Source organism: Citrobacter sp. wls829 (assembly GCF_005280825.1).
Classification (GTDB): domain Bacteria; phylum Pseudomonadota; class Gammaproteobacteria; order Enterobacterales; family Enterobacteriaceae; genus Citrobacter; species Citrobacter gillenii.
Genome location: NZ_SZWP01000038.1, coordinates 1 through 21,333, shown reverse-complemented (window position 1 = coordinate 21,333; position 21,333 = coordinate 1). Strand labels below are relative to the sequence as shown.

General features: G+C 50.8%; 19 protein-coding genes and 2 tRNA genes. 12 read left to right on the top strand and 9 right to left on the bottom strand.

Going from position 1 to position 21,333, the window contains the following annotated elements:
- Positions 1-299: 299 nt before the first annotated feature.
- The gene (pgtP, locus tag FDW88_RS04600) at positions 300-1,691 is read left to right on the top strand and encodes a phosphoglycerate transporter PgtP (protein WP_096756290.1); all 1,392 of its coding nucleotides are present in this window, start codon (positions 300-302) and stop codon (positions 1,689-1,691) included.
- A 90-nt stretch (positions 1,692-1,781) separates the two neighbouring features.
- Here the strand turns inward: pgtP and FDW88_RS04595 are convergent, their stop codons facing one another.
- Positions 1,782-2,024, bottom strand: coding sequence for a YfdY family protein (locus FDW88_RS04595; RefSeq protein WP_115257853.1), 243 nt, complete (start codon positions 2,022-2,024; stop codon positions 1,782-1,784).
- A gap of 439 nt (positions 2,025-2,463) precedes the next feature.
- Between FDW88_RS04595 and lpxP the strand changes: the two genes are divergently transcribed.
- Complete coding sequence (lpxP, locus tag FDW88_RS04590; protein ID WP_096756288.1) at positions 2,464-3,384, top strand: kdo(2)-lipid IV(A) palmitoleoyltransferase; 921 nt, start codon at positions 2,464-2,466, stop codon at positions 3,382-3,384.
- Positions 3,385-3,425: 41 nt separating this feature from the next.
- Here lpxP and FDW88_RS04585 read toward each other — a convergent pair whose 3' ends face one another.
- On the bottom strand, positions 3,426-4,040 hold the full coding sequence (locus FDW88_RS04585; RefSeq protein WP_096756287.1) for a lysozyme inhibitor LprI family protein: 615 nt from the start codon (positions 4,038-4,040) through the stop codon (positions 3,426-3,428).
- 342 nt (positions 4,041-4,382) lie between these two features.
- On the opposite strand from FDW88_RS04585, the gene ypdK reads away from it, so the two are divergent.
- Complete coding sequence (ypdK, locus tag FDW88_RS04580) at positions 4,383-4,454, top strand: membrane protein YpdK (RefSeq protein ID WP_010723117.1); 72 nt, start codon at positions 4,383-4,385, stop codon at positions 4,452-4,454.
- A 67-nt stretch (positions 4,455-4,521) separates the two neighbouring features.
- On the opposite strand, the gene alaC is transcribed toward ypdK, so the two are convergent.
- Positions 4,522-5,760, bottom strand: a complete 1,239-nt coding sequence (alaC, locus tag FDW88_RS04575) for an alanine transaminase (protein ID WP_115257850.1) — start codon at positions 5,758-5,760, stop codon at positions 4,522-4,524.
- A 387-nt stretch (positions 5,761-6,147) separates the two neighbouring features.
- Between alaC and FDW88_RS04570 the strand changes: the two genes are divergently transcribed.
- The 3 genes from FDW88_RS04570 to FDW88_RS04560 are packed head-to-tail and all read left to right on the top strand — an operon-like array spanning position 6,148 to position 9,648.
- Entirely contained in the window at positions 6,148-7,845 is a 1,698-nt protein-coding gene (locus FDW88_RS04570) for a sensor histidine kinase (protein WP_115259914.1), read from the top strand.
- A gap of 14 nt (positions 7,846-7,859) precedes the next feature.
- A complete protein-coding gene (gene ypdB / locus FDW88_RS04565; protein WP_115257849.1) occupies positions 7,860-8,594 on the top strand; it encodes a two-component system response regulator YpdB in 735 nt (244 codons plus the stop codon).
- Between the two features lie 34 nt (positions 8,595-8,628).
- Entirely contained in the window at positions 8,629-9,648 is a 1,020-nt protein-coding gene (locus FDW88_RS04560) for a hypothetical protein (protein ID WP_137362111.1), read from the top strand.
- 78 nt (positions 9,649-9,726) lie between these two features.
- On the opposite strand, the gene glk is transcribed toward FDW88_RS04560, so the two are convergent.
- Positions 9,727-10,692, bottom strand: a complete 966-nt coding sequence (gene glk / locus FDW88_RS04555) for a glucokinase (RefSeq protein ID WP_096756277.1) — start codon at positions 10,690-10,692, stop codon at positions 9,727-9,729.
- 204 nt (positions 10,693-10,896) lie between these two features.
- Here glk and FDW88_RS04550 point away from each other — a divergent pair, with 204 nt between their 5' ends.
- Positions 10,897-12,132, top strand: a complete 1,236-nt coding sequence (locus FDW88_RS04550) for an ion channel protein (protein ID WP_115257846.1) — start codon at positions 10,897-10,899, stop codon at positions 12,130-12,132.
- Here the strand turns inward: FDW88_RS04550 and FDW88_RS04545 are convergent, their stop codons facing one another.
- Positions 12,133-13,785 (bottom strand): alpha-keto acid decarboxylase family protein, encoded by a 1,653-nt coding sequence (locus FDW88_RS04545; protein ID WP_137362110.1) that lies wholly within the window; start codon positions 13,783-13,785, stop codon positions 12,133-12,135. It lies immediately after the preceding gene.
- A gap of 189 nt (positions 13,786-13,974) precedes the next feature.
- On the opposite strand from FDW88_RS04545, the gene mgrA reads away from it, so the two are divergent.
- Positions 13,975-14,973, top strand: coding sequence for an L-glyceraldehyde 3-phosphate reductase (mgrA, locus tag FDW88_RS04540; protein WP_096756274.1), 999 nt, complete (start codon positions 13,975-13,977; stop codon positions 14,971-14,973).
- Positions 14,974-15,101: 128 nt separating this feature from the next.
- Entirely contained in the window at positions 15,102-15,440 is a 339-nt protein-coding gene (gene ypeC / locus FDW88_RS04535; RefSeq protein WP_096756273.1) for a DUF2502 domain-containing protein YpeC, read from the top strand.
- Positions 15,441-15,471: 31 nt separating this feature from the next.
- Here the strand turns inward: ypeC and FDW88_RS04530 are convergent, their stop codons facing one another.
- Positions 15,472-16,710, bottom strand: a complete 1,239-nt coding sequence (locus FDW88_RS04530; protein WP_117343677.1) for an Nramp family divalent metal transporter — start codon at positions 16,708-16,710, stop codon at positions 15,472-15,474.
- A gap of 344 nt (positions 16,711-17,054) precedes the next feature.
- Here FDW88_RS04530 and nupC point away from each other — a divergent pair, with 344 nt between their 5' ends.
- The gene (gene nupC / locus FDW88_RS04525; protein ID WP_115257842.1) at positions 17,055-18,257 is read left to right on the top strand and encodes a nucleoside permease NupC; all 1,203 of its coding nucleotides are present in this window, start codon (positions 17,055-17,057) and stop codon (positions 18,255-18,257) included.
- A gap of 149 nt (positions 18,258-18,406) precedes the next feature.
- Here the strand turns inward: nupC and FDW88_RS04520 are convergent.
- Positions 18,407-18,482 (bottom strand) — tRNA-Ala (locus FDW88_RS04520).
- Between the two features lie 38 nt (positions 18,483-18,520).
- Positions 18,521-18,596 (bottom strand) — tRNA-Ala (locus FDW88_RS04515).
- Positions 18,597-18,817: 221 nt separating this feature from the next.
- On the opposite strand from FDW88_RS04515, the gene FDW88_RS04510 reads away from it, so the two are divergent.
- On the top strand, positions 18,818-19,180 hold the full coding sequence (locus tag FDW88_RS04510) for a YfeC-like transcriptional regulator (RefSeq protein WP_096756266.1): 363 nt from the start codon (positions 18,818-18,820) through the stop codon (positions 19,178-19,180).
- Position 19,181: 1 nt separating this feature from the next.
- On the top strand, positions 19,182-19,574 hold the full coding sequence (locus tag FDW88_RS04505) for a YfeC-like transcriptional regulator (RefSeq protein WP_096756265.1): 393 nt from the start codon (positions 19,182-19,184) through the stop codon (positions 19,572-19,574).
- Positions 19,575-19,630: 56 nt separating this feature from the next.
- Here the strand turns inward: FDW88_RS04505 and gltX are convergent, their stop codons facing one another.
- On the bottom strand, positions 19,631-21,046 hold the full coding sequence (gene gltX / locus FDW88_RS04500; RefSeq protein ID WP_115257841.1) for a glutamate--tRNA ligase: 1,416 nt from the start codon (positions 21,044-21,046) through the stop codon (positions 19,631-19,633).
- Positions 21,047-21,333 lie beyond the last annotated feature (287 nt).

The window sequence follows — 21,333 nt, the reverse complement described above, 5'->3', positions numbered from 1 at the left end:
CAACTCAGGGGAAAGGTAAGGTGGTTATAAAAATAACCAAGCTGAAAGCGAAAGCATGGGTACAGAATACCTTAAATTACCGATTAAAATTGTTAGTACCCGCACATGCTGGCTATAAATTCCCGCTAAAAATAAAAAACACACACCTCTGTTAATTTAAAAGAGTCAAAATTAGTCATTCTTTGGTTAAGTTGAGTCAATACTGACACATTTCATCGAGTTGAATTCCATCATCGTTTATTTCACCCTGCACAACGAAAACTCCTGATATTCACATCAATATAAATTTAGGTGATGATATGCTTTCAATATTTAAGACAGGGCCATCGGCAAATAAAGTCCCGCCGGAGCAAGTCCAGGCGACATATGGTCGATACCGGATGCAGGCACTACTTAGCGTATTTCTCGGCTATCTTGCGTACTATATTGTACGTAATAACTTCACACTCTCTACGCCGTACCTGAAAGAACATCTGGATCTCAGTGCCACCCAAATTGGTCTGCTCAGCAGTTGCATGTTGATTGCCTACGGGATCAGTAAGGGTATTATGAGCAGCCTGGCCGATAAGGCCAGCCCCAAAGTCTTTATGGCATGCGGTCTGGTCTTGTGCGCCATCGTGAACGTCGGGTTAGGTTTCAGCACCGGATTCTGGATATTTGCCACACTGGTAGTGTTCAACGGCTTATTCCAGGGGATGGGCGTTGGCCCCTCATTTATAACTATTGCCAACTGGTTCCCACGTAAAGAACGTGGACGCGTTGGCGCCTTCTGGAATATCTCGCACAACGTTGGCGGCGGTATTGTCGCCCCGATTGTAGGCACCGCTTTTGCCATTCTGGGTAGCGAACACTGGCAAAGCGCCAGCTATATTGTCCCCGCCTGTATCGCCGTGTTATTTGCCTTTATTGTTCTAATGCTGGGTAAAGGTTCGCCACGTAAAGAAGGTTTACCACCGCTGGAAGAAATGATGCCGGAAGAAAAAGTCGTGCTCAACGCCCGACAGGTCACCCAGGCACCGGAGAATATGAGCGCCTTCCAGATCTTTTGCACCTACGTGCTGCGTAATAAAAATGCCTGGTATGTCTCTCTGGTGGACGTGTTTGTCTATATGGTGCGTTTTGGCATGATCAGCTGGTTGCCGATTTACTTGCTTACCGAAAAACACTTCTCGAAAGAACAAATGAGCGTGGCATTTCTGTTTTTTGAATGGGCGGCCATTCCTTCCACATTGCTGGCCGGTTGGCTTACCGACAAGTTGTTTAAGGGGCGCAGGATGCCGCTGGCAATGATTTGTATGGCGCTGATCTTCGTCTGTCTGATCGGCTACTGGAAAAGTGAATCCCTGGTGATGGTGACCATTTTCGCCGCCATTGTCGGTTGCCTGATTTACGTTCCTCAGTTCCTGGCATCCGTGCAGACCATGGAAATCGTCCCCAGCTTCGCCGTCGGTTCAGCCGTAGGGTTGCGCGGATTTATGAGCTACATTTTTGGTGCATCACTAGGAACCAGCCTGTTTGGTGTGATGGTCGACAAAATGGGCTGGCACGGGGGATTTTACCTACTGATGGGGGGGATCGTCTGCTGCATCGTGTTCTGCTACTTGTCTCACCGCGGCGCGCTGGAGTTGGAACAACAGCGAAAAGATGCCCAGCAAGAGGAAGCGGCTTTAGAGCTTGCTGATGCCCGGTAATCTGTCATCGCTGGCACTTCAGGATATGAATATCCTGGATGAAAAAACGTGTGACACTCATTTTGTTATCATCATTAATGACACGTCGATTTAATGCTTCCCGTCACCGACCATAAAGCGGATGATCAGCCCACAGGTCGGAGCCAGAAAAAGAAATATTCCCGTGACCATTTCATCACCATGAGTTAGCCACAGAGTAGTGAAGTAAATTAATGCCGCCAGGATAGCCATGCCGATTAAAGAACTGATTGATGCCAACGCGCCCAAAACCTGCCAGATATAGCAACTAACGCACAGAATGCTCAATATGAGAAAGGTCCAGAAATAGAGCATAGCGGTACCTCCTGTCTGCCGTAAAACGTCATGTAAGTCCTTACACTCCTTGAATTTATAGTCTAAGACAATTCCTATACACAGGCAATCCAGGCAACATTTTTGTTACAATAAATACGGCTATGGCGGCGAACCTCGACATCAGATGGACAGTTAACCAGCACAAAAACAACAGGTTATACCCCTCTCCCTATTTCAGTTTCTCTCTCGCATAAATATTTACGCTTATTGAGGATTTATCTCTGGCTGACATTAATCTCTAGGTGGTAAAGTATAAGCCCGATCATTCATGCCCCCCCATGGTTTTGTCCTGACTAAGTTTTACACTCTTTACAGGAACCATTGTCCTTCATGGTGGCCTAACGATCAGTATCAGAGTGTAACGCTGTCGACAAAGAATCTTCGCGATACATCTTATTAGTATCAACAACAGGTGCTTATGTTCCCCCAATGTAAATTTTCACGCGCGTTTTTGCATCCGCGCTACTGGCTCACATGGTTTGGTGTCGGTGTGCTCTGGCTCTTGGTGCAACTCCCCTACCCCGTATTGTGCTTTTTGGGTACGCGTACCGGAACGCTTGCTCGCCCGTTTTTAAAACGTCGTGAATCTATTGCCCGTAAAAACCTCGAACTGTGCTTCCCGAATCTGCCACAGGCAGAAAGGGACAGACTGGTCGAAGAAAACTTTCGTTCTCTTGGCATGGCGCTGCTTGAAACCGGCATGGCCTGGTTCTGGCCTGACCGTCGCGTGCGTAAGTGGTTTGACGTCGAAGGTCTCGACAACCTGAAGCGTGCACAGTCGCAAAACCGCGGCGTGATGGTAGTAGGCGTACACTTTATGTCACTGGAGTTGGGGGGCCGCGTGATGGGGCTTTGCCAACCCATGATGGCAACCTACCGCCCGCATAACAATAAGTTAATGGAGTGGATCCAGACCCGTGGTCGGATGCGCTCAAACAAAGCCATGATCGGCAGAAATAACCTGCGTGGCATTGTCGGCGCCCTGAAAAAAGGGGAAGCCGTATGGTTTGCTCCCGATCAGGACTACGGTCGCAAAGGCAGTTCGTTTGCACCCTTTTTCGCCGTCAAGGACGTCGCGACAACCAATGGTACCTACGTACTGTCACGTTTATCAGGTGCTGCAATGTTGACCGTCACCATGGTGAGAAAAACGGACAATTCTGGCTACCGTCTGTTTATCACGCCGGAGATGGAAGGTTACCCAACTGATGAGGGCCTGGCTGCGGCTTATATGAACAAAATAATTGAAAAAGAGATTATGCGTGCACCCGAGCAGTATCTCTGGATCCATCGTCGTTTCAAAACCCGCCCGATGGGTGAAGCCTCGTTATATACGTAAAAAGAAAGGCCAGATGGCCTTTCTTTTTTTCTGCGGCTGAATTACTTAATGCCCCATTTGTTCTGTAGTTCAGTCATCCGTTGACTGTATTCGCGGGAAAGACAGGCAGGCTTATCCTGCTCTTTCCAGCACTCGTTGCGGCCTTTGATCCAACCGCGCTGCTCGGCTTTCAGCGTCGAATCATTGTTTGATTTCACCAACGCCTGCTTGTAGATGCCATTCAGTTTCAAGTCCATTGCGGAAAGTGACGGGCTCTGACAAATAATGTCCTCCATACTTCCCTTGTCGACCGCGGCACAGGAGAAAGACGGGCCAACATTCACCGATTTTTTCGCCGGCGCATAGCTCTTCTCATCGTCAGGCTGGCAAATCCCGTGCTTACGATTAGGGCCAGTCCAGGAAACGGCCGGGCTACCGTCATCATTACGGGAAATAGAAACGGTATTTTTACCGCTTTTCGCTTCCCAGTAATTTTCGTTGAATGTCTTAACGGTGGCTTTCTCTCCATCAATCCAGACATTACCTTTACCATCACTATTCACACCACCAATACTTGCACAGCTGAAATTCAACGCCTGCGGAGCTGCCGCCATCGACGTCAGTGGGGTAAGAACGAGTGCTAACATCATTAATCTGGTCATTTTTAACCTTTTCATTATCAATTTTTGCGCAAAATTAGCCGCATTATGAGTATGGTGATATGAGAATTCTCTGAGTAATCAGCGCGTCGCTCAGTGGCGATTCATTGCTGAAGGAAATCAAACTGTCGCCGATTCACGACACATGTAAGTTATTAAAATTAAATAAAAAAATGCCTCTTGTCTCGCTTCATTTTTAGGCGTACATTAGCGCCGTCTGGAGCATTACAGCTCAGAATTCTGAGATGATGCAGCGAAACAAACGCGGGGTATTCTCCCTTTCGTTGACGCTGGAGTCAGCTCTCTATCAGGTAAGTGTATGTTCATTTAGGCGTGCTTTAATACGCGGAGTGATGAAAAGTGAAATATTTCTTTATGGGCATTTCATTTATGGTCATCGTTTGGGCCGGTACATTTGCCCTGATGATCTAAATTAAAAGATGCAGCAAAAAACAGGAGCCCACAGGCTCCTGTTTGCTTTTGTGGGTTAACCGTTTGGTTAATCAGCGCTTTCAGAGGCTGATTTCGTGCTGGAGGGCAGCAAACCATCTGCACGGAACATGGCTTTAATGCCTCGGATCGCCTGGCGAATACGGTCACGGTTCTCAATTAACGCAAAGCGCACGTGGGTATCGCCATAATCACCAAAACCCACCCCCGGTGACACGCAGACCTTCGCGTCATTCAGCATTTTTTTAGCAAACTCAAGCGAGCCCATTGCAGCATACTGCTCAGGAATTTTTGCCCAGACATACATCGATGCCTTCGGCATCTCTACCATCCAGCCCGCTTCATGCAGCCCTTTGACCAGCACATCGCGTCGACGCTTATACTGCTCTGCGATATCCCGTACGCACTGCTGATCGCCTTCCAGTGCGGCAATGGCCGCAACCTGCAACGGTGTAAAGGTTCCGTAATCGTGGTAGCTCTTAATCCGCGCCAGCGCATTAACCAGCGTTTTGTTACCCACCATAAAACCAATACGCCATCCCGCCATGTTATAGCTTTTCGACAGCGTAAAGAATTCAACCGCCACATCGCGGGCGCCAGGCACCTGCATGATCGACGGCGCTTTCCAGCCATCGTAGACGATATCGGCATAGGCGAGGTCGTGAACCACCAGCACGTCGTAGCGTTTAGCCAGCGCAACCACTTTCTCAAAGAATTCCAGCTCAACGCACTGCGCGGTAGGATTGGATGGGAAACCTAAGATCATCATCTTTGGTTTCGGGTAGCTTTCACGGATCGCCCGCTCCAGCTCATTAAAGAAGTCGACCCCTTCCACCAGCGGTACAGAACGCACCTGAGCCCCGGCAATTACGGCACCGTAAATATGAATAGGATAACTTGGGTTAGGCACGAGGACCGTGTCACCGTGATCAAGCGTAGCCAGCATCAGATGCGCCAGCCCCTCTTTAGATCCGATGGTCACAATGGCTTCGGATTCAGGGTCGATCTCGACATCATAGCGGTCCTGATACCAGCGGGAAATCGCCCGACGCAGACGCGGAATACCGCGAGAGGTTGAATAACCGTGGGTATCCGGGCGCTGGGCCACGGTACACAGTTTTTCGACAATGTGAGGAGGCGTAGCCCCATCCGGGTTCCCCATGCTGAAATCGATAATATCTTCGCCGCGCCGACGCGCAGCCATCTTCAGTTCAGCAGTGATGTTAAAAACATAAGGGGGAAGACGATCAATACGCGTAAAGCGACGTTCAGGGCGGGAGTCAGCCATAGTATCCTCAGATTCACGTTAGCGCCCGGACCGTCCGAGCGACGCTGCCACGATGGTGGCACGTTTAGAAAATAGCCTGAATAAATTCCTTCTGTCGAGAGGCAACGCAAAATATTTTCTCCTACCCTAAAAGAGGATCAATAAAAATAAACAGGGAAATAAACATTTTACGCGGTCTGCAAAAATCACCATTCATTAACATATTGAAGTTATAAATTTTACTCTGAAAATCAATCAATCCTGGAAAATTCGGAGAAACACACTTTTCCTTTACAATCCCCTTTTAATTATATGGTTTTTCCTCATTATCCCGGCGCAATGGGGATGCTGGTCATCCTTGCTCAGGTTACCTATCATAGAGGTTTAATCTATTCGCAAGAGTCACCCGTGCACGAAATATTCAATATGCTGCTGGCGGTCTTTGATCGGGCAGCGCTGATGCTGTTCTGCCTGTTTTTTCTGATTCGTATCCGCTTGTTTCGAGAACTGTTGCACAAGTCAGCCCACTCCCCGAAGGAACTGCTCGCCGTAACGGCCATTTTCTCTATGTTTGCCCTGTTCAGTACCTGGTCCGGAGTACCGGTCGAAGGTTCTCTGGTAAACGTGCGTATTATTGCGGTGATGTCGGGGGGGATCCTGTTCGGCCCGTGGGTTGGCATCATTACCGGCATCATCGCAGGTATCCACCGCTATCTGATCGACATTGGCGGCGTCACCGCCCTGCCGTGCTTTATCACCAGTATTTTGGCGGGCTGTATTGCCGGCTGGATCAACCGTAAAATCCCCAAAGCACAGCACTGGCGTGCCGGTATTTTAGGTGGGATGCTGTGCGAAACGTTGACCATGATTCTGGTGGTCGCCTGGGCCCCCACCACCGAACTGGGACTGGATATTGTCTCAAAAATCGGTATCCCGATGATTCTCGGCAGCGTCTGTATTGGCTTTATTGTGATGCTGGTACAAAGCGTCGAAGGAGAGAAAGAGGCCAGCGCCGCCAAGCAGGCCAAACTGGCACTGGATATTGCCAACAAAACCCTGCCGCTCTTTCGCCATGTCAACAGCGAGTCGTTACGTCAGGTATGCGAAATTATTCGCCATGACATTCACGCAGATGCGGTTGCCATCACCAATACCCAGCACGTTCTGGCCTATGTTGGCGTCGGGGAACTCAACTATCGCAATAACGATGACTTCGTCAGCCCCACTACGCAGGAAGCCATCAATCACGGCAAAATAATAATAAAAAACAATGATGAAGCGCATCGAACGCCGGAAATACACTCCATGCTGGTGATCCCGCTCTGGGAGAAAGGCGTCGTGACCGGCACGCTGAAAATCTACTACTGTCACGCCCATCAGATCACCTCCTCGTTACAGGAAATGGCGATCGGTTTGTCGCAGATTATCTCTACACAGCTTGAGGTTTCCCGTGCAGAGCAACTGCGGGAGATGGCAAATAAGGCAGAGCTACGTGCGCTGCAAAGTAAAATCAATCCCCATTTTCTGTTTAATGCGCTAAACGCTATTTCGTCATCGGTCAGGCTTAACCCAGATACCGCCCGCCAGCTGATTTTTAATTTGTCGCGTTATCTTCGCTATAATATTGAATTGAAAGACGATGAGCAGATCGATATTAAGAAAGAGCTGTATCAAATTAAGGACTACATCGCCATTGAACAGGCTCGCTTTGGCGATAAGCTAACGGTTATTTATGATATTGATGAAGAGGTAAGCTGCTATATTCCCAGCCTGCTGATTCAGCCGCTGGTAGAAAACGCCATCGTTCACGGTATCCAGTCGTGCAAAGGAAAAGGCGTGGTCACTATCAGCGTCGCAGAGTGCGGTAACCGGGTACGCATCGCCGTCAGGGATACCGGTCACGGTATCGATCCAAAAGTCATTGAGCGGGTCGAGTCCAACGAAATGCCGGGCAATAAAATCGGCCTGTTGAACGTGCATCATCGTGTGAAGCTACTCTACGGCGAAGGGCTTCATATCCGCCGCCTGGAACCTGGCACCGAGATTGCGTTTTATGTGCCCAATCAGCACTCCCCCGCTGCCGCACCGGCGACCTTATTGCTTTAACCAGGAGTGAAGTAGTGAAAGTCATCATTGTTGAAGATGAATTCCTGGCCCAACAGGAACTAAGCTGGCTGATAAAAGAACACAGCCAGATGGATATTGTCGGCACGTTTGACGACGGTCTGGACGTGCTGAAATTTCTGCAGCACAACCGCGTCGACGCCATTTTTCTCGATATTAATATTCCCTCGCTGGACGGCGTATTGCTGGCACAAAACATCAGCCAGTTCGCGCATAAACCCTTTATTGTGTTTATTACTGCATGGAAAGAACACGCAGTTGAGGCGTTTGAACTCGAAGCGTTTGACTACATTCTGAAACCGTACCAGGAGTCACGGATTGTCGGAATGCTGCAAAAGCTGGAAGCAGCCTGGCAGCAGCAACAAACGGGAACCCCACACATAACCCCCGTCACGCGCGAGAATGACACTATCAATCTGATCAAAGATGAGCGAATCATCGTGACTCCGATCAACGATATCTACTACGCTGAAGCACATGAAAAGATGACGTTTGTCTACACACGACGGGAATCGTACGTCATGCCGATGAACATCAGCGAATTTTGCAGCAAACTGCCGGCTTCACATTTCTTCCGCTGTCACCGTTCGTTCTGCGTGAATCTGAATAAAATCCGTGAAATCGAGCCGTGGTTCAATAACACCTACATTCTGCGGTTAAAAGACCTGGAATTTGAAATCCCGGTTAGTCGAAGTAAAGTGAAAGAGTTTAGGCAGTTAATGCATTTATAACACTTACCCCACAAAGAAAGAGCGCTGAGATTTAATGGCAAAGCTGACGGAAAAATATCAACGTGCATATCTGCGTGAATACGCGAAAGAAGCTGATCAAAATGCCCGGGTATGGATGGATACCGATGATTATTTAGCAGAATGTCTGGATACCCAGACGCAATGCCATAAAGATGCGTCACTGCAAGAGCAGATAAGGCTATGGCTTTTTATGCTGCGCATTAATCACAATCCTGATTTATTAGGATATAAAACGGCCATCCTCGCCAACGATATGGCATTACTGCACGCTGCGCTGCGTCAGTCAGCCATGATCAAACATACAACACTCGGCGTAGATTCCGGATGCGACCACAGTATAAACATCTGGACGACTCTCGATATTCTTGCTGCCGGCCTGTTTGCCCGCGTACCGCTGCTGTTACCTGAAAAATGGGGTCTCAGTGACAACGGTCACCCTGTTACTATAGCGATTGCTAATTTAGTCATGGCGCTGTGGTACAAACGAACTGATTTTGCGGCTGAAGCCAGTAAACGAGCGCAAAAGGTACTGGCGACGAAGCAGGCAGCCAGCGATGTGTGTATCCTCCGTTATCTGATGGCGCTCCTCGAGGAGGATGTGACAGAAGCGGGCGTGCAGCTCGATTTATATTGTAAAAGCGTACCAAAGTTGAAGGACGCGGGTCTTACTAAGCTCAATAAAATGTTCTGGCCATACGCACATGGGTTATACAACCTGGCGAGTGTGGTGTGGGGCAGCGAAAAAGCCAGCACAATGTCAAAACCAGAAGCTGACTGTTTTCTGGATGACCTTGCAGAATGGCAAATTCAGCATAACTACCATCCTGGCGCGCTTTTTTTTGAATATCCTCAGCCAATCGACGTCATTAATACTCTTATTTCGTGTACGCCACCTGAATGCGTTTTGCATCAGCCTTATCTCGAGACAGATAAAAAATACAGAGAAAAAAGATACCTGCACGGCGAAATGTTTGAACAACAGATGATAGCGATAGTACTGAACGAGATTGCGAGTAAAACTCACGGGACATAATGCGTTACCCTGACGGCGGCAGGCATATTATTTATAGTGTGCCGGATAGGTGTTAATAGACACCATCCGGCAGGGATTTTACAGAATATGCCCCAACGTCTGGCGCAGGTGCGCACCGGAACCCAGCAGACCAGGGTTATCATGCACAATCAAATACACCGGAATATCCTGTACGTAGGCTTTAAAACGACCTTTATCTTCAAAGCCACCGCGGAAACCCGATGCTTTAAAGAATTCAAGGAAGCGCGGCACAATCCCGCCGGCAATATAAACACCGCCAAAGGTCCCCAGCGTTAACGCCAGATCGCCACCAAAGCGTCCCATGATCACGCAAAACAGCGACAGCGCCCGACGACAGTCAGTGCACGAGTCTGCCAGCGCACGTTCGGTGATATCCTTCGGCTGCAGGTTTTCCGGCAGACGTCCGTCGGATTTGACGATAGCGCGGTACAGGTTCACCAGCCCCGGACCGGACAGCACGCGTTCTGCAGAAACATGGCCAATCTCAGCGCGCAGGACTTCAAGAATAATCGCCTCTTCTTCGCTGTTAGGTGCGAAATCTACGTGACCGCCCTCTCCCGGCAGGCTCACCCAGCGCTTATCGACGTGCACCAGATGCGCTACGCCTAAACCGGTTCCCGCACCGTACACGGCAATCGGTTTACCTTCTACCGGCTCCGTGCCACCAAATTGGATCAAATGCTCTTTTTTCAGCATCGGGATCGCCATCGACACGGCGGTGAAATCATTGATGATTTCCAGATGGCTAAAACCGAGATTCTTTTTCATTTCAGCAATAGAAAACGCCCAGGTATGGTTGGTCATCGCCACCCAGTCGCCGGTAATCGGACAGGCAATCGCAATACACCCGTCTTCGACGCTGACGCTATGCTCATCCAGGTACACGCGAACCACGGCCTCAAGGCTGGGGTAATCCAGTCCTGAATAGGTCTTAGCCTGCGAAATTTCACCGCTGGCAATGTCGCACAGAGCAAGACGCGCGTTGGTGCCGCCAACATCACCTACTAAAGCATATTTTGTCATTCTTCTACTGCTCCGCTAAAGTCAGAATAAATCTTTGCCACACTGTAAATTCATGGGGGCATAACAACAACGGCCTGAAGGCTGATGCCGGTAAAATATCGACCCAGATCACAGAATTACTTTATCGTTTCAGCACCATTTGCAGCGATGTCAGCAGGCAGGCTGTGCAAACTATGCTTATGACTCTATTTGAGGGAATAGAAAATGCTCCATCCGCGAGCCAGAACGATGCTGTTGTTATCCACTCCCGCACTGATCATTGGCGTTGCCTCAAGCCTGGTGCTGATCATCGTCATGAAAGTGGCCGCCGTTTTACAGCAATTTTTATGGGAGCGCCTGCCCGCCAGCATCGGCATTGCTCATGACTCTTCGCTGTGGATAATCGGTATGCTCACGTTGACCGGGATACTGGTCGGACTCGTCATCCGCTACAGCCACGGGCATGCGGGACCGGACCCAGCCTGTGAACCGCTAATCGGAATGCCGGTCCCCACGTCAGCACTGCCGGGCCTGCTGGCTGCGCTGATCCTCGGCCTGGCCGGCGGCGTCAGTTTGGGGCCTGAACACCCAATAATGACCGTGAATATCGCGCTGGCGGCGGCGATTGGCGTGCGTCTGTTCCCTCGAATTAATAAGCTGGACTGGACCATTCTCGCCTCTGCGGGCACCATCGGAGCGCTATTTGGTACGCCTGTCGCCGCGGCACTGATATTTTCACAAACGCTGAATGGCTCCAACGATGTGCCGTTATGGGATCGCCTGTTTGCGCCACTGCTGGCTGCTGCTGCCGGTGCACTGACGACTGACCTGTTCTTTCATCCGCATTTTTCATTGCCCATCGCCCAATATACTCAGCTACAGCTGACCGATATTTTTAGCGGCGCGGTGGTTGCCGCCATTGCCATTGCGGCAGGCATGGTGGCGGTGTGGTGTTTACCCCGTTTACATCAGTTGATTCATCGCCTGAAACACCCGGTACTGATTCTCGGCGTTGGCGGCTTTCTGCTTGGGATTCTGGGCATTATTGGGGGACCACTTACCCTGTTTAAAGGGCTGGATGAGATGCAGCAAATGGCGTTTAGCCAAACGCTGGGGGCATCAGACTATTTCATGCTCGCGGTGATCAAACTGGCGGCGTTAGTGGTTGCTGCCGCCAGTGGTTTTCGTGGAGGACGTATTTTCCCGGCGGTATTCGTTGGCGTGGCACTGGGATTGATGCTGCATGCCCATGTCGAAGCGGTTCCGGCAGCAATCACCGTCTCCTGCGCCATTCTGGGGCTGGTGCTGGTTGTCACCCGCGACGCCTGGCTAAGCCTGTTTATGGCGGCAGTGGTGGTCCCCGATGCCACCCTGCTGCCGCTGCTGTGCATCGTCATGCTTCCCGCCTGGCTGCTGTTGGCAGGTAAACCGATGATGATCGCCAACCGCCCCGATCAATAACTATCCCCCGTTACGGGCTTCCAGCGCACGGGTCACCGTGCGCAGAAGCTCAGGCAGATCGGCTTTTGGCAACATCACTTCAATTAACGAAAGCCGCTGCGGGCGCGCCAGCCGGGCCAGAACTTCCTCCAGCTGTACAGCCTGCGTCACGCGCCAGCACTCCGCCTGACACTCGCGGCTCAGCGCCTGTGGCACCTGCGTCCAGTTCCATCCGGCAATGTCGTTATAACGCTGGTTTGCCCCGTGAATAGCCCGCTCCACGGTATAGCCGTCATTATTGAGCAGCAAAATAACCGGCGTTTGTCCGTCTCTGAGCATCGTACCCAATTCCTGAATGGTAAGCTGGGCAGCGCCATCGCCAATAATCAGGATCACCCGCCGATCCGGGTATGCCGTTTGCGCTCCCAGTGCGGCGGGTAAGGAATAACCAATCGATCCCCACAGCGGCTGTACCAGTACTTCCGCCCCGGAAGGTAACGAAAGCGTAGCGGCACCAAATGCCGCAGTCCCCTGATCGACGAGGATAATGTCGTCAGGTGCCAGGTATTGCTGCACCGTGTACCAGAAATTTTCCTGTGTCAGTGGCCCCTTTTCAACTTGACGTCGCCCGACAGGCGGGCGTTCTGGCGGCAGAGAAAACGACAGCTCCAGGCACAGCTCCCGTAGCGTGGTAACCGCCTGCTCCATCGGGATGTTAAACCACTGGCTTCCCACACGTGAAGCATGCGGTTGAACCTCAATCGTGCGCTCCTGCGGCAAGCATTGCGTAAAACCGGCGGTTAGCGTGTCGACAAAACAGGTACCCACGCAAAAAACGGTGTCGGCATCTTCTATCGCCCGGCGCACATATTCACTGCTGGCCCCCGCGCTGTAGGTGCCAACAAACGCAGGATGACGTTCATCAAAAAGGCCTTTACCCATTAACAGTGTGGCATGAGCCATTGGCGTTTCTGCCATCCAGCGCTGCAAAACAGGCTGCAAACCAAAGCGCTGTGCAAGAAAATCCGCCAGCAACGCCACGCGCGAGCTGTCCAACAAGCGCTCACGGGCCTGATAGCGAAACGCCGCAACGACGCTACTTTCCGATTCACTCAGAGGAATAATCAGTCTGTCCTGTGGGGGCGTGGCGGGCTGTTTGGCGACATCGGCAGGCAACATCAGATACCCTGGCCGACGTTCGGTTAACATGACCCGTAGCACACGGTCAATTTCATAGCAGGCGTTTTGGGCATCAAGCACCGCGCTGGCCGCCGTTACCGCTTGATGCATGCGATAAAAATGCAGAAAATCGCCGTCGCCCAGGGTGTGATGCATCAGCTCCCCACGCCGCTGAGCGCCGCTGCACGGCGCACCCACTATCTGCAGCACGGGTACATATTCTGCGTAACTGCCTGCGATTCCATTAATGGCGCTTAACTCCCCAACGCCAAAGGTGGTGAGAAGCGCCCCTGCCCCGGCGACCCGGGCATAGCCATCCGCCGCATAAGCCGCATTTAATTCATTTGCGCAGCCAACCCAACGCACGTCGGGGTGGTCAATCACGTGGTCAAGAAACTGCAAATTATAATCGCCCGGCACACCAAAAAGATGGCCAACACCACACCCTGCCAGTCTGTCCAGCAGGTAATCAGCAACGGAATACGCGGTTTGCATGACAGCTATCCTTCTGACGGTAACCTCATGTTGAGTATCGAAGAACTGTGATGACTGTCCAGAAAACACGACGTGGGGGGGTGGAAAGCAGGATTTACAGTTTTGCCGGTGAAATACCATTGAAGAATCGACCGTGTAACCGTATACACTAAAACATATACGTCATCTTGATATCAGGAAGGGGTCTACATGGTTTATCACGCGGATGAAAATCGCTATCAGACAATGGAGTACCGCCGCTGCGGTCAGAGCGGACTCAAGCTACCGGTTATCTCTCTGGGCTTATGGCACAATTTTGGCGACACCACGCAGGTAGAAAACAGCCGAAGCCTGCTACAGCGCGCGTTCGATCTGGGGATCACCCATTTTGATCTCGCCAATAACTACGGCCCACCACCGGGCTCTGCCGAGCGAAATTTTGGCCGTATTTTGCAGGAAGATTTTTTACCGTGGCGGGATGAACTCATTATTTCCACCAAGGCGGGCTACACCATGTGGGATGGCCCCTACGGCGACTGGGGTTCGCGTAAATACCTGATTGCCAGCCTCGACCAGAGCCTGAAACGTATGGGTCTGGAGTACGTGGATATCTTCTACCACCATCGTCCCGATCCCGAAACGCCGCTCACAGAAACCATGAAGGCGCTGGATCACATTGTTCGCCAGGGAAAGGCGCTGTATGTCGGGCTGTCTAACTATCCCGCCGACCTTGCCAGACAGGCGATTGAGATCCTCGACGACTTAGGTACCCCGTGCCTGATTCATCAGCCGAAATATTCCATGTTTGAACGTTGGGTTGAAGGGGGATTGTTGTCACTGTTGCAGGAAAAAGGCGTGGGCAGTATCGCTTTCTCTCCACTGGCGGGCGGGCAGTTAACCGACCGTTACCTGAACGGGATCCCGGCGGATTCTCGTGCGGCAAGCGGTAGCCGTTTTCTCAACCCGGATCAGATAACGCCAGAGAAACTGGAAAAAGTCCGCCAGCTGAACGCAATGGCTGAGCGTCGGGGACAAAAGCTCTCCCAAATGGCCCTGGCCTGGGTGTTGCGAGAAGACAAAGTCACCTCAGTGTTGATTGGTGCCAGTAAAACAGCGCAAATTGAAGATGCTGTTGGCATGCTGGCAAACCGTCATTTGTCTGCAGAAGAATGCGCAGAGATTGACGCCATCCTGAATTGTTTGAAATAAAGACACATTTATTAACAAAAAGTGCTCTCTTTCATGATTTAAGAGTTCAGGCGATTAAACGGGGCTTTACTGCCCCGTAATATTGCATTAACAGGCCGGCTACGGCTCGATCGTGAAGGAGAGAAAAAATGTTCAGGTCACTGATTCTGGCTGCAGCCTTATTGGCTTTCACGCCGCTGGCCGCAAACGCTGGTGAAATCACCCTGCTGCCATCAATAAAATTGCAAATTGGCGATCGCGATAATTATGGTAACTACTGGGACGGCGGCCACTGGCGCGACCGGGGTTACTGGCACAATAATTATGAATGGCGCAAAAATCGCTGGTGGCGTCATGATAACGGTAATCATCGTGGTTGGGATAAGCGCAAAGCGTACGAGCGCGGTTACCGTGAAGGCTGGAACGATCGCGATGACCATCGCGGTCGCGGCAAAGGCCACGGACGTGGTCATGGCCACCATCATTAATGTAACAAAAGAGCCTGCGGGCTCTTTTTGCTTACAACCCGAGCGCAGTGCCTACCAGCAGCCAGAGATTTAGCGCCACCACCAGTACCACAATCATCCAGCCAACATATTTAACCCAGACGGTGTTAACTAAATCCCCCATTAACGTACCGTTACTGGTGAATATCAGGAGTGGTACCAGCGCCAGCGCGATACCGAAACTCAGCAACACCTGGCTCATGACCAGAATACGGGTGGGATCCAGTCCCATCAGAATGACGATGAATGACGGCATCATAGTAACCGTACGACGAACCCACAGCGGGATATGAAAACGGATAAACCCCTGCATCACAACCTGTCCGGCCAGCGTGCCGACAACCGTTGAAGAAAGCCCCGCCGCCACCAGGCTGAGACCAAATACCGTCGCCGCCGCATGACTCAACAACGGTTCCAACGTCAGATAAGCCTGATCGAGATCGGTAATGCCGGTATGACCGCTGAAGTGAAAGGCTGCGGCAGCAGTAGCCATCATTGCCAGATTGACAAACCCGGCAATGGTCATGGCGATAGCCACATCCCACTTAGTTGCCGCGTAGCGCTGTTGCCGTGTCCCGCCATGCAGATGCTGAGTTAAAGAGGAGTGCAAATAAATGACGTGCGGCATAATGGTCGCGCCGAGTACGCCGGCTGCCAGAAAGACCGCCTCAGAGTTCGGCAGACTGGGAATGATCATGCCCTTACTCAGCTGCGCCAGATTCGGCTGCGAGAAGATCAGTTCGACAATATATGCCGCGGCCACAAACAACAGTAATCCACCAATTACTTTTTCCAGTGGTTTTTGCCCGCGACGTTGCAGCATCAGGATTAAAAATGTGGCGATACCGGTCAGCACCGCCCCCTGTAACAGCGAAACGCCGAGGATCAGCTTAAAGCCAATCGCAGCACCGATAAATTCAGCAAGGTCGGTCGCCATGGCAATGATTTCAGCCTGCACCCAGTAAAACCACACCACCGGACGTGGGTAGTGATCGCGAATTTGCTCGGCGAGATTTTTTCCAGTAGCAATCCCCAGCTTGGCCGACAATACCTGAATCAGCATTGCCATCAGGTTGGCCCAGACGACGACCCACAGCAGTTTATAGCCAAAGCTAGCCCCTGCCTGGATGTTGGTGGCAAAGTTACCGGGGTCGATATACCCGATAGCCGCGATGAATGCAGGTCCCATTAACGCAAGTTTCAGCTTGCGTGCTGCCCGTCCACTGCTTGTCTCAACGCGATCGTTCGTCATTTTCGTGCCTCAAAAACATAGCCTTTGCTATGTTTCAAACTACGCCAGTTGAGAATGATTATCAAATTCATTTTGATGGATAAAAATGATTTCTTTGATAGCGTTGGTCTATAAATAGATCAGGGAACTGGAACCGCAGATGAGATGTTTAATTAATGTTATGAGATTAGCACAATGACATAACTTTTCACTTCCATACTAAACATCACGGAAGTGTATTACCGATCACTAATTTTGAATCTCGTCACAGGTCCTTATTATAGTGTGTGTTTGATCTCGTTTTCTTTGGTGTTGTTGCATAGAATGTGCACGGAAATTAAACCTGCCTCATATTTGGAGCAAATATGGACCGCGTTCTTCATTTTGTCCTGGCCCTTGCCGTGGTTGCGGTACTCGCACTGCTGGTAAGCAGTGACCGTAAACAAATTCGCATTCGTTATGTTATTCAATTACTTGTTATCGAAGTGTTACTGGCGTGGTTCTTCCTGAATTCTGATGTCGGGCTGGGCTTCGTGAAAGGCTTCTCCGAGATGTTTGAAAAACTGCTCGGTTTTGCTAATGAAGGGACAAACTTTGTCTTCGGCAGCATGAACGATAAAGGCCTGGCATTCTTCTTCTTGAAAGTACTGTGCCCAATCGTCTTCATTTCCGCCCTGATCGGTATTCTGCAGCATATCCGCGTTCTGCCTATTATCATCCGCGCAATTGGATTTTTGTTATCCAAAGTCAACGGTATGGGCAAGCTGGAGTCCTTCAACGCCGTCAGCTCGCTGATCCTGGGTCAGTCTGAAAACTTTATTGCCTATAAAGATATTCTGGGCAAGATGTCACGCAACCGCATGTACACCATGGCAGCGACGGCAATGTCCACCGTTTCCATGTCCATCGTCGGCGCGTACATGACCATGCTGGAACCAAAATACGTTGTTGCTGCATTGGTTCTGAACATGTTCAGCACCTTTATTGTACTGTCGCTGATCAACCCTTACCGCGTGGATGCCAGCGAAGAAAATATTCAGATGTCTAACCTGCATGAAGGACAGAGCTTCTTCGAAATGCTGGGTGAGTACATTCTGGCAGGCTTCAAGGTCGCGATTATCGTGGCAGCAATGCTGATCGGTTTCATCGCGCTGATTGCCGCGCTGAACGCCTTGTTTGCCACCGTCACCGGCTGGTTTGGCTACAGCATCTCCTTCCAGGGCATCCTGGGCTACATCTTCTACCCGGTTGCGTGGGTGATGGGTGTGCCGTCCAGCGAAGCGCTGCAGGTGGGCAGTATCATGGCGACTAAACTGGTTTCCAACGAATTCGTGGCCATGATGGACCTGCAGAAAATCGCGTCTACGCTCTCTCCACGCGCGGAAGGTATTCTGTCTGTGTTCCTGGTCTCCTTCGCTAACTTCTCTTCCATCGGTATCATTGCAGGCGCAATCAAAGGCCTGAACGAAGAGCAAGGCAACGTGGTATCCCGCTTTGGTCTGAAGCTGGTATACGGCTCTACGCTGGTGAGCGTACTGTCCGCATCCATCGCAGCACTGGTGCTGTAAGACAGTAGCATCGCAATCGTAGTGACTCAGCCGGGGAGATTCTCCCCGGTTTTTTTATGTCCGTCATTTGGTGATCTGACAGAGGAAGCAGAGGATCGTGCAGGAAGTAGAAACAAAAAACCCCCGCTTTTCAGCGAGGGTCTTAATTTTGGTGGAGCTAAGCGGGATCGAACCGCTGACCTCCTGCATGCCATGCAGGCGCTCTCCCAGCTGAGCTATAGCCCCACGATGCCTTTACGTACCAAATTTAGTGGGATTAAATTTGGTGGAGCTAAGCGGGATCGAACCGCTGACCTCTTGCATGCCATGCAAGCGCTCTCCCAGCTGAGCTATAGCCCCGTCACGTAAAGCTTGTCGAGTTGACGGGCGGCATAATATGAATTCCCTTCGCGCGTGTCAACGGCAAAATTAACTCACTGAATTCAATCGCTGAAAAAGCAGGCAAATGAAGAACATTGCGCAACAACTCGCATTCAGTAGTTAAACGCGTCACGGTTTCTAGTAAAATGGTGCTATAAACTGAACCACTAATTAACCCCACGACTACTCAGGGAATCGTTATGTTCAAGGAACGGATGACGCCAGAAGAACTTGCTAATCTGACCGGTTACAGCCGGCAGACCATTAATAAATGGGTGCGCAAGGAAGGCTGGGCTACGTCACCAAAACCGGGCGTTCAGGGCGGAAAAGCTCGTCTGGTTCACGTCAACGAACAAGTTCGCGAATACATTCGCAGTGCAGAGCGTTCAGCTGAAGGTTTATCAGACAACTTATCTTTAGCTGGCGACTCTTCTATTGAAACACTGCTGATCACCCTCGCGAAAGAAATGACGCCAGCAGAACAGAAAATGTTTACGTCATTGATCCTGCGTGAAGGCATTACCGGTTTGTTACAACGCTTAGGGATCCGCGACAGCAAATAATATGAAAAAATTACGCAGCAAAATGACCACCGAAGAGCTGGCTGAATGTCTCGGAGTCGCGAAACAAACGGTCAATCGTTGGATCAGAGAACAAAACTGGAAAACCGAAAAGTTTCCCGGTGTGAAGGGCGGTCGCGCAAGGCTTATTCATATTGATGCCGGCGTGCGGGAATTTATTCTCAATATCCCAGCTTTTCGCAAAATCCCGGAATTTTATCAGGCTGAAGAACCCGTTGCAGAATACACGCACGTTGTCCGTAGCCACGCCTGTCGCCAGATAATCAGCGCGTTGGATAACATGTCACCAGCGGAACAAGAAAAACTGGCGCTGTTTCTTTCGCGCGAAGGTATCCGTAGTTTTCTCACCCGTCTGGGCATTGATGAATCCGAATAAATGCCAAAAAAAACGGCAGGATCTGCGCCTGCCGTTTTGTTGTCTCTCTGACTGTCTTACTGCTGCTTTTCACGCTCAGCAATAAACGCCAGCGCTTTGTTAATACGTTCAACGCTGCGGGATTTACCAATCGCATGCACCGTAACGTCTAATCCTGGAGACTGGCCTGCACCGGTAACCGCAACGCGCAGCGGCATACCGACTTTACCCATCCCCACTTCCAGCTCATCAGCGGTAGACTGAATGGCGTGATGTACGTTTTCAGCGGTCCATTCGGTGATGGCAGCAATTTTATCACGCACCACTTCCAGCGGCTGACGCGCAACCGGGCGCAGGTGTTTCTTCGCAGCATCCGCATCGAACTCAGCAAAGTCTTCATAGAAGTAGCGGCAGCTCTGCGCCATCTCTTTCAGGGTTTTGCAGCGCTCGCCCAGCAGTTTTACCAGCTCGGACAATTGCGGACCCACGCGGGTATCGATATTTTCCTGCTCAATGTGCCACTGCAGATGCGTTGCCACATATTCAGGTGCCAGAGTGTTAATGTAGTGATGGTTCAGCCACTGCAGTTTTTCGGTATTGAATGCGCTCGCCGATTTGCTTACCGCACCAAGAGAGAACAGCTTGATCATCTCTTCGCGGGTGAAGATTTCCTGATCGCCGCTGGACCAGCCCAGACGCACCAAATAGTTCAGCAGCGCTTCCGGCAGGTAACCATCGTCGCGATACTGCATCACGCTGACCGCACCGTGACGTTTGGACAGTTTTTTACCGTCGTCGCCGTTGATCATCGACACGTGCGCGTAAACCGGCACCGGCGCGTTCAGCGCCTTCAGGATGTTGATCTGACGCGGGGTGTTGTTGATATGGTCTTCACCACGAATAACGTGGGTAATTTCCATATCCCAGTCATCAACAACCACACAGAAGTTATAGGTTGGAGAACCATCGGTACGGCGGATGATCAGATCGTCGAGTTCCTGGTTGCTGAATTCGATCGGTCCACGGATCTGGTCGTCAAAAATAACGGAACCGTCCTGCGGGTTGGCAAAACGCACCACGCAAGGTTCGTCATCGGCGTGATGTTCGTGGCCGTGGCGGCAGCGACCGTCATAACGTGGCTTCTCACCTTTCGCCATCTGATCTTCACGCAGCTGTTCCAGACGCTCTTTGGAGCAATAGCATTTATACGCTGTACCCGCTTCCAGCATCTCATCAATAACGGCGTTGTAGCGATCAAAACGTTTGGTCTGGAAGTACGGACCTTCATCCCACTCCAGATTCAGCCAGTTCATGCCATCCATAATGGCTTCGATAGCTTCCGGCGTGGAGCGTTCGAGATCGGTGTCTTCAATACGCAGCACAAACTCACCGCTATGGTTACGTGCAAAAAGCCAGGAATAAAGAGCAGTACGCGCACCGCCGACGTGCAGATAACCTGTCGGGCTAGGCGCGAAGCGAGTTTTGATTTTCATGAAATGGCCTTACGTTTATAAAGATGCCGACAACCGGCAAATCCTGGGAAGATTATCAGGCCCGTATTCTATCACCGTGGTCTGATTCCTCAATGTTGTTCAGGTTGGAACATCACGCTTTGCCATTTTCGTATACAAATCATGCCGCATGGACTATTTTGCGATCGTTTTGTTTAAATTTACGACGAACGAACAATTTCTTTAGAAAATGCGTTGACTCATTTTCAACTCTCCCTATAATGCGACTCCACACAGCGGGGGTGATTAGCTCAGCTGGGAGAGCACCT